13 protein-coding genes and 1 pseudogene are annotated in these 13,084 nt (G+C 63.7%); 5 read left to right on the top strand and 9 right to left on the bottom strand.

Features of this window, described 5'->3' with window-relative positions:
• Window positions 1-216: 216 nt before the first annotated feature.
• On the bottom strand, window positions 217-2,058 hold the full coding sequence (locus X751_RS143425; protein WP_023745441.1) for a DEAD/DEAH box helicase: 1,842 nt from the start codon (window positions 2,056-2,058) through the stop codon (window positions 217-219).
• A gap of 423 nt (window positions 2,059-2,481) precedes the next feature.
• On the opposite strand from X751_RS143425, the gene X751_RS143430 reads away from it, so the two are divergent.
• Both X751_RS143430 and X751_RS01000000164020 read left to right on the top strand, forming a co-directional pair.
• On the top strand, window positions 2,482-3,516 hold the full coding sequence (locus X751_RS143430; protein ID WP_023671698.1) for an aspartate-semialdehyde dehydrogenase: 1,035 nt from the start codon (window positions 2,482-2,484) through the stop codon (window positions 3,514-3,516).
• 346 nt (window positions 3,517-3,862) lie between these two features.
• Window positions 3,863-4,165 carry a GNAT family N-acetyltransferase gene (locus X751_RS01000000164020; protein ID WP_245265804.1) on the top strand — a complete coding sequence of 101 codons (303 nt, stop codon included), beginning with the start codon at window positions 3,863-3,865 and terminating at the stop codon, window positions 4,163-4,165.
• A 3-nt stretch (window positions 4,166-4,168) separates the two neighbouring features.
• Here the strand turns inward: X751_RS01000000164020 and X751_RS143435 are convergent, their stop codons facing one another.
• Window positions 4,169-4,576 carry an ACT domain-containing protein gene (locus X751_RS143435; protein ID WP_023671700.1) on the bottom strand — a complete coding sequence of 136 codons (408 nt, stop codon included), beginning with the start codon at window positions 4,574-4,576 and terminating at the stop codon, window positions 4,169-4,171.
• A 357-nt stretch (window positions 4,577-4,933) separates the two neighbouring features.
• On the opposite strand from X751_RS143435, the gene X751_RS143440 reads away from it, so the two are divergent.
• The 3 genes from X751_RS143440 (at window position 4,934) to X751_RS143450 (ending at window position 6,302) form a co-directional block, all read left to right on the top strand.
• A complete protein-coding gene (locus X751_RS143440; protein WP_023687655.1) occupies window positions 4,934-5,344 on the top strand; it encodes a DoxX family protein in 411 nt (136 codons plus the stop codon).
• A gap of 14 nt (window positions 5,345-5,358) precedes the next feature.
• Complete coding sequence (locus tag X751_RS143445; RefSeq protein ID WP_023732866.1) at window positions 5,359-5,886, top strand: SRPBCC family protein; 528 nt, start codon at window positions 5,359-5,361, stop codon at window positions 5,884-5,886.
• Window positions 5,887-6,038: 152 nt separating this feature from the next.
• A complete protein-coding gene (locus X751_RS143450) occupies window positions 6,039-6,302 on the top strand; it encodes a YMGG-like glycine zipper-containing protein (protein ID WP_023683830.1) in 264 nt (87 codons plus the stop codon).
• A gap of 78 nt (window positions 6,303-6,380) precedes the next feature.
• On the opposite strand, the gene X751_RS143455 is transcribed toward X751_RS143450, so the two are convergent.
• The 7 genes and pseudogenes from X751_RS143455 to X751_RS143480 form a co-directional block, all read right to left on the bottom strand.
• Window positions 6,381-7,226: an acyl-CoA thioester hydrolase/BAAT C-terminal domain-containing protein gene (locus tag X751_RS143455; protein ID WP_023745440.1), complete on the bottom strand. Its 846-nt coding sequence runs from the start codon at window positions 7,224-7,226 to the stop codon at window positions 6,381-6,383.
• Between the two features lie 88 nt (window positions 7,227-7,314).
• Window positions 7,315-7,716 (bottom strand): 30S ribosomal protein S16, encoded by a 402-nt coding sequence (gene rpsP, locus X751_RS143460; RefSeq protein WP_023671705.1) that lies wholly within the window; start codon window positions 7,714-7,716, stop codon window positions 7,315-7,317.
• A gap of 105 nt (window positions 7,717-7,821) precedes the next feature.
• Entirely contained in the window at window positions 7,822-8,148 is a 327-nt protein-coding gene (locus tag X751_RS143465; RefSeq protein WP_023671706.1) for a chorismate mutase, read from the bottom strand.
• Window positions 8,149-8,155: 7 nt separating this feature from the next.
• Window positions 8,156-9,742: a signal recognition particle protein gene (ffh, locus tag X751_RS143470; RefSeq protein ID WP_023745439.1), complete on the bottom strand. Its 1,587-nt coding sequence runs from the start codon at window positions 9,740-9,742 to the stop codon at window positions 8,156-8,158.
• A 383-nt stretch (window positions 9,743-10,125) separates the two neighbouring features.
• A complete protein-coding gene (locus X751_RS143475; RefSeq protein ID WP_023745438.1) occupies window positions 10,126-11,076 on the bottom strand; it encodes a type II CAAX endopeptidase family protein in 951 nt (316 codons plus the stop codon).
• A 147-nt stretch (window positions 11,077-11,223) separates the two neighbouring features.
• Window positions 11,224-11,822, bottom strand: a pseudogene (locus X751_RS01000000164015) (DUF1236 domain-containing protein).
• 62 nt (window positions 11,823-11,884) lie between these two features.
• On the bottom strand, window positions 11,885-12,982 hold the full coding sequence (locus tag X751_RS143480; protein ID WP_023730269.1) for a putative zinc-binding metallopeptidase: 1,098 nt from the start codon (window positions 12,980-12,982) through the stop codon (window positions 11,885-11,887).
• Window positions 12,983-13,084 lie beyond the last annotated feature (102 nt).

Genomic DNA, 13,084 nt, shown 5'->3' with positions numbered 1-13,084 from the left:
CGCATAGGGGGAGAGAAGTGTCACCTATGTATCCGGTTCAAAGTGTTACCCATCTATCGGCTGGACAGCTGTCGCCTACTGATTTCGCCAATTGCCAGCGTTGCCAAGAGCGCCGATGTTGCGGCCATCTCCCTTCTCCCCGTCACTATACGGGGAGAAGGTGCCGGCAGGGCAATGAGGGGCAGCGCCTGCATTTGTAATTGGCCGATAAGAGCCTCAAACCGGCCGCTTCTTCGGCTTCTTGTTCTTAGGCGGTCCCGCCTTGTCGAATTTCGGTTTCCCGGCCCAAGGCTTTGCATCGCCGGCGGGCCGTTCCCGCTTCTCGAATTTCGGCTTGTGTGCGCTTTGCGGCGCCTCGAACGGGCGCTTGCCGCGATGCGGCTTCTTGTCCGGCTTCGGCGCCTGGTAGCCGGCCCGCGACAGGTCGGGCGTGCCGTCCAGGCGCTTCACCACGATGTTGCCCTGCAGCTTCTTGTCGGGGCCGATGGCGGCGAGGAAGCGATCGGCCCAGTCGGCCGCGATCTGCACGTAGGTCTCATCCTGTTGCATCTTGATGGAGCCGATCTCGCGCTTGGAGATGTTGCCGGTGCGGCACAGCATCGGGATCAGCCAGCGCGGCTCGGCATTCTGCTTGCGCCCGATCGACAGCGAGAACCAGACACTGTCGCCGAAATCGTCGCGCCGGCCTGGCGCTTCATCGCGGCGCTCGAATTTTTCGCCCGCCGGCTTGTCACGCGAAGGCGTGAACGGTGCGACATCCGTAAGCTCCTCGGGCGCCGAGCGGCTGGCGCGGCATTGGCGCACGAAGGCGGCCGCAATCTGTTCGGCGCCATGCCTGGCCAGAAGCGCGTCGATGAAGCCGCGCTCGTCCTCGGCCACCGGCTCGTCGAAGGCTGGATCGGCAAGGATGCGCTCGTCGTCGCGCTTGATGACGTCGTCGGCCGAGGGCGGGCTCGCCCATGTCGCCTTCAGCCCTGCATTCTGCAGCAGGCGCTCGGTGCGCTTGCGAGCGCCGTTGGGCACGATCAGCGCGCTGACACCCTTGCGGCCGGCGCGGCCGGTACGGCCGCTGCGATGCAGCAGCGTTTCGGGATTGGTCGGCAGATCGGCATGGATGACCAGTTCGAGATTGGGCAGGTCGATGCCGCGCGCGGCGACATCCGTGGCGATGCAGACTTTGGCGCGTCCGTCGCGCATCGCCTGCAGCGCGTGGGTGCGTTCGTTCTGGCTGAGCTCGCCCGACAGTGCGACGACGGAAAAATTGCGGTTGTTGAAGCGTGCCGTCAGATGATTGACGGCGGCGCGGGTGTTGCAGAACACCAGCGCGTTCTTCGCCTCGTAAAAGCGCAGCACGTTGATGATGGCGTTCTCGCGGTCGGGATAGGCGACATTCAGCGCCCGGTATTCGATATCGAGATGCTGCTTTTCCTCGCCGCCGGCCGAGATGCGTACGGCGTCGCGCTGATAGCCTTGCGCCAGCGTGGCGATCGAGCGCGGCACGGTGGCCGAAAACATCAGCGTGCGGCGCTGAGCCGGTGCGGCATCGAGGATGAATTCGAGGTCCTCGCGAAAGCCGAGGTCGAGCATCTCGTCGGCCTCGTCCAGCACCACGGCTTTCAGCGCCGACATGTCGAGGGAGTTGCGGGTGATGTGGTCGCGCAGGCGGCCGGGCGTGCCGACGACGATGTGGGCGCCGCGCTCCAGCACGCGCCGTTCGGAGCGCATGTCCATGCCGCCGACGCAGGACGCGACGGTGGCGCCGGTCGGCGCGTAGAGCCATTGCAATTCGCGCATCACCTGCAGAGCGAGCTCGCGCGTCGGCGCCACGGCCAGCGCCAGCGGTGCGCCAGCCTGGTCAAAACGCTCGGCGCTTCCAAGAAGGGTCGGCGCCAAAGCGAGGCCGAAGGCGACAGTCTTGCCGGAGCCGGTCTGCGCCGATACCAGAGCGTCGGCCTCGCCGAGTTCCAGCACCGCCTTCTGCACCGGCGTCAGCTCGGTATAGCCGCGTTTTTCCAGCGCCTCTGCCAGCGCAGGAACGATACGTTCGAAATTGGACATCTCACTCTTTCGGAATTCGGGGCATGGGCTCATCATGCAGCACATGCCGGGGCTGGCGCCACGCCAGCCAAACACTATTTGGGCGTTCGTACTTCTTGCGGCCGCTATTGTACAGGGCAAGCGAGTGCCTTGCCGCAATTGACTCCTGACGCAAACCGCGTAAAAGCCGGCATCGAACGGGATCATTTTCGATGCGCGGCCTTCTGATGGCTCTTCTTGCATTCGACTTCCCCGGCCACAATCATGGGGCCGGGCGCGTTGGCGCGTCTTACCGTTCCAGCAAAACTATGGCCAAAACCACCACCAAAACGGTGTGATTCCCTTGGCCTAACCACCCTCTCCCGGGTCCGGCCCGGGGGACGAAACCCGCTTGGCCGGCGGGTTTTCTCCAAAAACCAAGCGGAGAGGGACAGGAGATTTCTGATGAGTTTCAAGGTTGCGGTAGTCGGCGCCACGGGCAATGTGGGTCGCGAAATGCTCAACATACTGGAAGAGCGCGGCTTTCCGGTAAGCGAAGTCGTGGCGCTGGCCTCGCGGCGCAGCCAGGGCACCGAAGTGTCGTTCGGCGACCGTTCGCTGAAGGTCAAGACGCTCGACCAGTATGATTTTTCCGACACCGACATCTGCATCATGTCGGCCGGCGGCAACGTCTCGAAGGAGTGGTCGCCGAAGATCGGCAAGCAGGGCTGCGTCGTCATCGATAACTCGTCGGCCTTCCGCTACGACCAGGACGTGCCGCTGATCGTGCCGGAAGTGAACCCGGATGCGATCTCGCTGTTCACCCGCAAGAACATCATCGCCAATCCGAACTGCTCGACGGCGCAGCTGGTCGTGGCGCTGAAGCCGCTGCACGATGTCGCCACCATCAAGCGCGTCGTCGTCGCCACCTATCAATCGGTATCCGGCGCCGGCAAGGAAGGCATGGACGAACTCTTTACACAGACCCGCGCGGTGTTCGTCGCCGATGGCGTCGAGGTCAAGAAGTTCACCAAGCGCATCGCCTTCAACGTCATTCCGCATATCGACGTCTTCCTCGACGACGGCTCGACCAAGGAAGAGTGGAAGATGGTCGCCGAGACCAAGAAGATGCTCGACCCCAAGATCAAGCTGACGGCGACCTGCGTGCGCGTGCCGGTGTTCATCGGCCATTCGGAAGCGGTCAACATCGAGTTCGAAAAGCCGATCACCGCCGACGAGGCACGCGACATCCTGCGCGAGGCGCCGGGCTGCCAGGTCTTGGACAAGCGCGAGGATGGCGGCTATATCACGCCGCTGGAATCGGCCGGCGAGGACGCCACCTTCATCTCGCGCATCCGCGAGGATTCGACCATCGACAACGGCCTGTCGATGTGGATTGTCTCCGACAATCTGCGCAAGGGCGCGGCGCTCAACGCGGTGCAGATCGCCGAGCTTCTGGTCGAGCGCGGCCTGATCCAGCCGAAGAAGAAGGCGGCCTGACGGCTGGTTTGTTTTCGCTCACGGGGTTCGGCCTTCGGCCGATTCCGTTTATCGCTCACGGGCCGTATCGCCGCTGCCGCGGCTGGCCCTCCGCGGGGCGCCGGAAAGCCGGCGGCCCGCAGTCGCGGGCTCGGCCTTCGGCCGAAGCCTTCCTTCTCCCCGTTCACGGGGAGAAGGTCCCGGCAGGGGGATGAGGGCAGCGCTGACCTCTGTTGAGAAAAGCCTTTGAACGATCCCACCAAAATCGTGCTGCGCCCCGCCACGGCTTTGGATGCCGCGACCATCGCCATTGTCATGCGGGCCGCACTTGGCTCGTTCTCCTGGATGCCGGTCATCCCGCGAGATCGTGCTGTCCCGGCAGCAGGTGACGGTCGCCGAGGCCGGCACCGGCATTGTCGGCTTCATTGCCCTGAGCGGCGATTGGGTGGAACAGCTCTATCTCGACCCCGCCTGGATGGGGCAAGGCATCGGCAGCCGGCTGCTGGTGCAAGCGACCGCCGCGCTACGGATCGTTAAACTGCATTGCTTCCAGGCCAACACCGGCGCGCGTCGCTTCTACGAGCGCCATGGCTTTCGCCCCGAGGCGTTCGGCGTGGGCACCACCAACGAAGAAGGCCTGCCGGATATTCTCTACGTGCGTCGAGCTTGATATTCAGCCGGCGTTATCCTTGGCCAGTTGGCGCAATAACTCCATCGCTTCCTCGGCCCGCTCAGCGGGCACGAACAGATGGTCATGATAGAAAGCAGAGACCGGATTGACGCCCATGCCGGCGGCGGCCAGCCGGGCGGTGATGGCGGCGAGGAAGCCGACGGCTTCCAGCGAGGAGTGGACGTTCAGGGTGATCATGCGGCAGCGGAACGAAGCGGTCAGCCCGGCCGCCCGTGCCGCGTCCTCGGTCACGATCAGTGTCACACCCTCGCGCTCGCGAAAGACCATCACGGGATCGAGGCCTGCCTGCCGGCTGATTCCAGGTGTGAGCGTAGCGAACACGTAGACGTCCGGCAGCAGTTCCGGCGTCATCGCCGCCAGCAGCTTTTTCAGATCAGTCTCGCCGGCCATTCGCTCGTCTCTCGCCCAGCCCTATCAATAGCCGTGACTGGTGGATGTCGATAGTCCGTCAAGGTGGAGGGACAGCGCCCCCCTCTGCCCTGCCGGGCATCTCCCCCGCAAGGAGGGAGATCGGCGGTTTCGATGCTCCGCTCATTCATGGAACATTGCCGAAGCGGTCGAGCGTGTAATCTCCCCCCTTGCGGGGGAGATGGCCGGCAGGCCAGAGGGGGGTGTGAAGGATCGCCACGCAGCGGCTTTTGCTTGCTGCTACCCAAAAAGAATCCGCACCCTGTAGGATCGCCGCCCCATCGCTCGTCCTTGGTCCGAAGCCAGCAAACGGCTCGAACCGCTTAGGAGGGAACACCCGTGAGTATTTCTCAAACCATGCCCGTCTCGTCGGGCGCCCTGTGGACCGGCCGCGTGCTCAGCGGCCTCATCATCCTGTTCATGATCTTCGACGGCGTCATCAAGCTGCCGCCGCTCGATGTCGTCACCCAGACGATGGTGCCGCTCGGCTGGCCGGCCGATGTCAATGTCGCGCGCACGCTCGGCATTATCGGGCTGATCTCGACCGCGCTCTATGCGCTGCCCCGCACCTCGGTGCTCGGCGCCATCCTGCTCACCGGCTATCTCGGCGGTGCCATCGCCACAAACATGCGCGTCGGCAGCCCGTTGTTTTCGCACACGCTGTTTAGCGTCTATCTCGGCATCATCCTGTGGGGCGGTCTCTATCTGCGCGACCCAAGCGTGCGCGCCCTGATCCCGTTCAGCCGTTAAGCGAGGAGAAAAACATGCTCAGCACCATTCTCATCATCCTGGTCGTCATCATCGCCGCCGTGCTCATCTATGCGGCGACGAGGTCGAATGATTTCGTCACCGTCCGCACCGCCAGCATCAAGGCCGCGCCGGAAGCGATCTTTCCGCTGATCAACAATTTCAAGCACTGGCCGGAATGGTCGCCCTACGAAAAGCTCGACCCGCTGATGAAGCGCACGCTGTCGGGCGCTGATGCCGGCAAGGGCGCCGCCTACGCCTGGGAAGGCAACGCAAAGGCCGGCAAGGGACGCATGGAGATCGTCAATTCCGTGCCATTTTCGCTGGTGTCGCTGAAGCTCGACTTCGAGAAGCCGTTCCGGGCCAACAACAGCGTCGACTTCACCCTGAAACCCTCGGGCGACATCACCGCAGTCACCTGGGCGATGCGTGGCAGCCGGCCCTTCATTGCCAAGCTTATGGGCCTCTTCATGAATTTCGATACGCTGATCGGCAAGGATTTCGAGGCTGGCCTCGCCAATCTGAAGAAGGCCACTGAAAGGTAAAACGTCCTGCATTTCAACAAGCTCGGCGGCGGTCGTTACGAATGTGACAGGCGCGCGCACCGGGATCTCTCACGTCTTCGGGATCAAATCAGCCGTCTGGGAGTTAGAGCCGTGGCGGCGAGGACGGCGATCCGCGTGAGAGAGGAACGACAATGAAAAAAGCGATGATCATTCTGGTACTGGCGACCGCGCTGGGCGCGTGCTCGCAAACCGAAAAGGGTGCCGCGGTCGGCGGCCTCGGCGGCGCGGCGGTTGGCGCAGCTGTGGCAAATGATCCGGTTCAGGGCGCCGTCGTCGGCGGCGCCGTCGGCGCCGTGGCCGGCGCGCTGATCGGCCGTGCCAGCGAAAGCGGTCAATGTCGCTACCGCGGCCGGAACGGGCGCACCTATATCGCCAGCTGCCCTGACGGTTATTGAACACAGCCAGGTCCAACATCGGAAACCGGCGGCTATAGATCGCCGGTTTCGCTGTTGCCCAAGACAGCTGGACCATGGCTACAGCAATCCCCGGATATGCTCCCAAGCCAGGCGGCCCAGGCGTGTGTCGGCGTCGTCATTGCCGCCATGGGCGTGCAGCCCCGAGCGCGGCGTGTTTTCGCCCGGCAGCAGAATGCGGTGGCCGGCGTCGGGCACTGAGACGAGGCAGGTGGTCATTGCGATGTCCTGGCGACGCTGAATGATCGACTGGGCAAAATCCAGCGATGGCCATAGCGCGTCGTCGCCGCCCGCAACCAGAACAATGTCGGCTGAAATAGCTTCGGCGGGAATGGCAGCCTCGGCCGCAGCGTCCTTGAAGGTTTGCAAGGCACGCTGGAAGAGGCCTCGGTAGGACACCAGACCGTCGACATACTCCGCGTTCCAAGCGGGATTGCTTGGGACGAACGGCAAAGGAATCCCCTCGAGCGTCCACGACGATCGTTCCGGCCAGCTGACGCCGTCGCGGCCCGGCCCGATATTCCCCCAGACCACCGATGTCGGGCTGATCGCAACCACGACGTTAATGCGTGGATCATGAGCCGCCGCAAGCAGGGAGGCCTCGGCGCCTTTCGAGGTCCCGACATAGACGATGCGCCGGCATCCCATCTGGACAAGATAGCCGGTCGCCGCGAAAAACGTTTCGAGCGGGATCTCGCAAATGCCGGGCACCTGACCTTCGCCGCCAAACCATTGCAGCGCGAGAGCGGATGCTCCTTCCTTGGCAAAGAGCCGGGCGCGGGTGACGTCGATGCGGCCGCTCGATCCGCTCAGCACGACGACGCCTGTCGTGGCGCCGGCGCATCGCAACAGCGTTCCGGCTACGCCGCCGAAAAGGGTCTCTTCCGTGACGGTCCGCTCAGTCATCTTTCGTTCGAACGCCATATGACATCGCCGCACAATAGCAAAACGGCGGGCACAGGCCCGCCGTTTTGTCGATGCGATGACGCGATGCTTATTCGGCGGTGGCGGCTTCCGCTTCGGCCGGGGCTGCAGCAGCGGCGGCAACAGCGGCGGCGGCGTCTTCCTGGGCCTTCTTCAGCAGAGAGGCGCGTTCCTGCGCCTTCTTGCCGGGCTCGGCCTTCTTCGGGTTGGAGCGGGCTTCGCGCTTGAGGAGGCCGGCCTCATCGAGGAAGCGCAGCACGCGGTCGGTCGGCTGAGCGCCGTGCGACAGCCAATGCTTGACGCGGTCGGCGTCGACCTTGACGCGCTCGCCGTCCTTGGGCAGCAGCGGGTTCCACGAGCCGATCGACTCGATGAACCGGCCGTCACGCGGCGAACGGGCGTCGGCGATGACGACGTGGTAGTAAGGGCGCTTCTTCGAGCCCGCACGGGCCAGTCTGATCTTCAAGGGCATTTCATTTCTCCTAAAATTTCTGATGTCAGTGTTGGGTTAATGGCTTTGTCTGGTGCAGGTCGTTGTCCCAAAACCGCTGCGCACTTTTGGGCGACATGCACTTTGTTAGCCGGTTTTGCTTGCGCCGTTGGACGCGGCGATCTGCTCGTGATGGCGGATCACTTCGCGGACGACGAAGTTGAGGAATTTTTCCGCGAAATCGGGGTCGAGATGAGCGTCCTTCGCCAGCTGGCGAAGGCGGGTGATCTGCTCCTGCTCGCGCGCCGGGTCGGCGGGCGGCAGGCCATGCTCGGCCTTGAGCACGCCGACCGCCTTGGTGCAGCGGAAGCGCTCGGCCAGCATATGAATGAGGGCGGCGTCGATGTTGTCGATCGAGGCGCGATAGCCGGCCAGGATGGTGCGTGCGTCGGCCATGTCTTTTTCTTCGTTCATAGCGTCCTCACTTCTTCTTGCTGAGGCCGGGCAGACCACCGCCGCCAAGGCCGGGAAGCTTCATGCCGCCGGGCAGACCGGGCAGGCCACCGCCGCTCGGGGCGGGCAGGCCCCTCATGCCGCCAAGGCCGGGCATCTGCTTCTGCAAGGCTTCGAGCTGCTTGGGATCCATCTTGGATAGGTCGGGCATGCCGCCACCCATCATGCCGCCGGGGCCACCCGGCATCATGCCGCCGAGGCCCATCTTGGAGGCAAGGCCGCCCATCATGCCGCGCATCAGGCCGCCGCCTTTGCCCTTGCCGCCCATCGCCTTCATCATGTCGGCCATGCCGCGATGCATTTTCAAGAGCTTGTTGATCTCGGCCGCATCCGTGCCTGAGCCGGCGGCGATGCGCTTCTTGCGCGAATGTTTCAGCATGTCCGGATTGGCGCGCTCGGCCTTGGTCATCGACGAGATGATGGCGAGCTGGCGGCCGAACATCTTGTCGTCGAGGCCGGCGGCGGCCATCTGGTCCTTCATTTTGCCCATGCCGGGCATCATGCCCATGATGCCGCCCATGCCGCCCATTTTCGACATTTGCTGAAGCTGGCCGGCAAGGTCGTTCAGGTCGAACTTGCCCGACTGCATCTTCTTGGCCATCGCCGCCGCCTGCTCGGCGTCGATGTGTTCGGCGGCCTTTTCGACCAGCGAGACGATGTCGCCCATGCCGAGGATGCGGTCTGCAATACGCTTGGGGTGGAATTCCTCCAGCCCGTCCATCTTTTCGCCGGTGCCGATCAGCTTGATCGGCTTGCCGGTGACGGCGCGCATCGAAAGCGCGGCACCGCCACGGCCGTCGCCGTCCATGCGAGTCAGCACCAGGCCGGTGATGCCGACGCGCTCATCGAAGCTTTTGGCAAGGTTGACGGCGTCCTGGCCGGTCAGCGAATCCGCGACCAGCAGGATTTCGTGCGGGCTCGACATCTTCTTGATGTCGGCCATCTCCACCATCAGCGGCTCATCGATATGGGTGCGGCCGGCGGTGTCGAGGATGACGACGTCATGACCGCCGAGCTTGGCTGCCTGGACGGCGCGCCTGGCGATGTCGACCGGGTTCTGGCCGGCAATGACAGGCAGCGTCGCGACTTTGACCTGCTCGCCGAGCTGGCGCAGCTGCTCTTGTGCCGCGGGCCGCCGCGTGTCGAGCGAGGCCATCAGAACCTTCTTGTTCTGGCGCTCGGTCAGGCGCTTGGCGATCTTGGCGGAGGTCGTCGTCTTGCCGGAGCCCTGCAGGCCGACCATCATGATGACGACCGGCGCCGGCGCATTGAGGTCGATGGCGACGCCCTCGGCGCCGAGCATGTCGACCAACTCGTCATGGACGATCTTGACGACCATCTGTCCGGGCTTGATCGACTTGACGACAGCCGCGCCGACGGCCTTCTCGCGCACCTTGTCGGTGAAGGAACGCACCACTTCCAGCGCAACGTCGGCTTCGAGCAGCGCACGGCGCACCTCGCGCAACGCCGCCGAGACATCAGCCTCCGACAGCGCGCCGCGGCCGGTCAGGCCGTTCAGGATGGAGCCAAGGCGCTCCTGAAGTGATTCAAACATTGGTCAACCCGCCGCGCGAGAGCGCCTTGGATTCATGGTGATCCCTGTCGGGCCGATGGCCCTCCACGCCTCTTGTGCGCTCCTGCAGCGATTCAAACATTCCGTTTCCTTTTTCTCAGGCACCCCGATGGTGCCCGAGAGGTAGTGCGTTCGCGCCGCTCATCCAAGCAAAGCTCAAAACCAAAAAGCACCCGGGGGCGCTCAGCGCTGCCGGGTGTTGGCCTCCAGGATCTGTTTACAGCACCCACCTCAAAAGGTTTTGGCGTCCTGGTCGGCTTGCTCGGAGGGATACTCGTCGCGGATTTCGGGGCTGTAGACAGGAAATCGGCCGAAGAGTCAAGACAAGGGCGGCTTCCCGGTCTCTGGATCGGTCCCTGTTTAGTTCACCCTGCATCCCGAGGGTCGGCCGTAACCTTCAGCGGCGAGCGCGGGTGCAGAAGCAGCAGGATCGTCAGCAAGGTGCAGACGATACCGATGGCGGCGATGATGACGGCATCCGTCGTCGTCCAGTCCGGACCTTCCAGCGGCTTGGCGTTGAACAGGGCGAAGGAATTGTAGTTCTCCTGATGCGAGATCAGCAGGAAGCCGGTGAGATTGTTGCCGAGATGGGCGCCGAAGGCGGCGCCGAGATTGCCGGTGACATAAACCACCAGCGTCAACAGCAAGGCGAAGGCGGCGATCGAGGCCAGCACGCAGGCGTTGATGGCGGCGGTCGAGCCCGGGCTCCAATGCAAGGAGGTGAACAGCAAAGCGGGCAATAGCGCCCACACGTAAGGGCTCTCGAAGCGCCTGGCCAGGCCGCGCAGCAGATAGCCGCGAAACAGCATCTCCTCGGACGAGGTCTGCAGCAGGGTCAGCGCCACGATCGGGAGCAGGAACAGCAGCCAGGTCGACAGGTTGATCGTGCCGCGGGCGATTTCGGGCTGTAGCCAGTAGAGCAGGATTTCGGAAAGCGCCGATGTGATCAGCACCGCGACCAGGCCCTTGAGGAAGCCCGACAAGGACACGCGGCGACTGGCGCCGAAAAGCGCCGAGAGCGGCTCGCCATGGACGAAACGCATGGCAAGCCAGAGGCCGAGCCAGATGCCGGTAAACGAGGTGAGTGCGGTGAGTATGCCGATGGGCGAGGCCAGAAAGCCCTGAAGCGGCCCGCGCGGATCGTCCGGCAATACATGCCAGACGATCGCGACATAGGTGCCGCCAAGCACCACAACCAGGGTGATCGCCACCCAGAACAGGACGACGACTGCCGTTCCAATTATCAGCCGCGGCAGGTTCGTCTTTTCGGTGGCCGTGTTGCTATAGCGCTCGAAGGCGGCTGGATCTGATATCACGCGAGTTCCTCTGCCGAACGCATCGGGTCGCATGATCTAGGGGATCGTCGGCTCTCGCGCAATTGCTGCTGTTCAGCGACCCTTTTGCCGCCCTCAGCCTCGGCAGGAGGGCGGCACGAGTTCACTTGTCATTCTTTCCAGGCAAAATCAGCGCACGACGTACATGATGCGCCGTGTCTGTGGGTCGACCAGCGCCTGCTGGCCATTCACATAGACGTAGCGGTAGCGGTAGTCGGGGATTTCGCGCAGTTCGACCGTGTCGGGCAAGGTGGCACCGGTCACCACCTCGCCCTCGAGATAGACAGGATCGAGCCGGTGCGTGCTGACATAGGTGCCGACTTCCGCCGGTGGCCTGTCGATGGCGTCGACGGGGCCGTCGTCGGACAGAATCGCACCGGTATAGGTATCGGGATAATCATCCTGCGGCGGTGTAACCACGGTGATGGCGGCGTCGGCGGGGCGGCGTGTCAGAACGACCCGGTTGCCGCCGAAATCGGCCGTGACATAGTCGGAATAGACCAGCCCTGGCCTCCGGCTTCGGCAATGGTGCACCATTTGCTGTTTTCGATGCAGCCATTGAGCGTCGCCGACTGGCCGGCGGCGAGCACGCCGATCACAGGATATTGCGGGCCGGGGCCGGCGCGCACATTAAGATCGGTGACGGCCGAGACGGCGGTATCGGCGAGTGCCACACCCGACATCGCGACAAGCGCCCCGGCGACGGCCGGAAACAATATGCGTCTCATGGTTTCTCTCCCTTTCATGGTCCCTCGCGACACCAAACGAAACCAGAACGCATGCGTTCCGGCTAAAATACCGACGCCAGCTCACGATTTGTTCCGGTTTCTTTCGGCAAACCGGTCAAAAGCTCATGCACGAAGCTGAGTTTCTGCGCCGTCACGTCCGAAATGACGAAGGGATAAAGGTCGGGCAGGCCCATGCAGCGGTTGATCGAGTTGGAGGCTTCCGAGAGTACCAGCCAGCGGGCGAGAATCTTTTCGAACGGCTCGGGCACGGCGTCAGGTTCCGCGGGCGCCGCCTGCAACCGGCCGCCGGTGTCGCCTTGCGGCAGCACATTGGTCTCCATCGTCTCAAGCTGGCCGAGTGGAAAATTCAGCGCGTGCACCATCTCCAGCGTGTCGGTGATGTGGAGATGGTGCGCCCAGGTCTCGGCCCAGTCTTCCCATGGATGCGACGTCGCATAGGCGGAGATGTGGTTCTGCTGCCAGTCGGGCGCAGCGCCATTGGCGTAATAGGCCTTCAGCGCCTGCTCGTAGTCGGGGCGTTCGTCGCCGAACAGCGCCCGGAAGGCATCGAGCCGTTGCGGCTCGTCGCGGATCAGCCGGTCCCAGTAGTAATGGCCAAGCTCATGACGGAAATGACCGAGCAGCGTGCGGTAATTTTCGCCCATCTCGACGCGACGCCGCTCGCGCTCGGCCGAGTCCGCCTCGGCGACGTTGAGCGTGATCAGGCCGTTGTCGTGGCCGGTAAGGATGCGTTCGCCGCCGGGACCGCCGCCGATCGGATCGGCAATGAAGTCGAAGGCGAGGCCGATTTCGTCGCCGTGCTTGTGCTTGGGCGCGACCGGAAGGCCGAAGGCGAGCAGCGAATAGACGGCGCGCTTCTTGGCCGCCTCGACGCGAATCCAGCGGCGGCGGTTGCCGTCGACGGAGAGGTCGGGGATCAGCTGGTTCAGCACGCAGGCGCGGCAGTAGGTATGACCCGGTTCGGCCATCCAGTTGCAGGCGCATTCATCCGCATTGGTGCAGTGGAAGATGCCGTCGACGTCAGACAAGGCAAAGCGCGCATGCTCAGGATCGTAAAGCACGAGACTCCCGCAATTCAGGCACTGCGCATTCTCGAAGTAGAGGCGGTGGCCGCAATGCGGGCAGTCGAACAGTTTCATGTCGATCTCGATGCGTCAGGCGTTGGCGTATGGCGTCAGAGGAGGAATATGGTGCGGAGCGGCGCCTCGCCCAAACGCCCGCCACGGGCCGCCGTTCCATGC

Source organism: Mesorhizobium sp. LNJC394B00 (assembly GCF_000502555.1).
In the GTDB taxonomy this organism is placed as follows: Bacteria; Pseudomonadota; Alphaproteobacteria; order Rhizobiales; family Rhizobiaceae; genus Mesorhizobium.
This window is presented reverse-complemented; position numbering and strand designations above follow the sequence as displayed.

Coding starts and splice junctions, on each gene's coding strand:
- X751_RS143430 (WP_023671698.1), top strand. CDS start 2,482: ATGAGTTTCAAGGTTGCGGTAGTCGGCGCCACGGGCAATGTGGGTCGC.
- X751_RS143480 (WP_023730269.1), bottom strand. CDS start 12,982: ATGAAACTGTTCGACTGCCCGCATTGCGGCCACCGCCTCTACTTCGAG.
- X751_RS143435 (WP_023671700.1), bottom strand. CDS start 4,576: ATGGCCGGCGAGACTGATCTGAAAAAGCTGCTGGCGGCGATGACGCCG.
- ffh (WP_023745439.1), bottom strand. CDS start 9,742: ATGTTTGAATCACTTCAGGAGCGCCTTGGCTCCATCCTGAACGGCCTG.
- X751_RS143465 (WP_023671706.1), bottom strand. CDS start 8,148: ATGAACGAAGAAAAAGACATGGCCGACGCACGCACCATCCTGGCCGGC.
- rpsP (WP_023671705.1), bottom strand. CDS start 7,716: ATGCCCTTGAAGATCAGACTGGCCCGTGCGGGCTCGAAGAAGCGCCCT.
- X751_RS143455 (WP_023745440.1), bottom strand. CDS start 7,226: ATGACTGAGCGGACCGTCACGGAAGAGACCCTTTTCGGCGGCGTAGCC.
- X751_RS143445 (WP_023732866.1), top strand. CDS start 5,359: ATGCTCAGCACCATTCTCATCATCCTGGTCGTCATCATCGCCGCCGTG.
- X751_RS143450 (WP_023683830.1), top strand. CDS start 6,039: ATGAAAAAAGCGATGATCATTCTGGTACTGGCGACCGCGCTGGGCGCG.
- X751_RS143425 (WP_023745441.1), bottom strand. CDS start 2,058: ATGTCCAATTTCGAACGTATCGTTCCTGCGCTGGCAGAGGCGCTGGAA.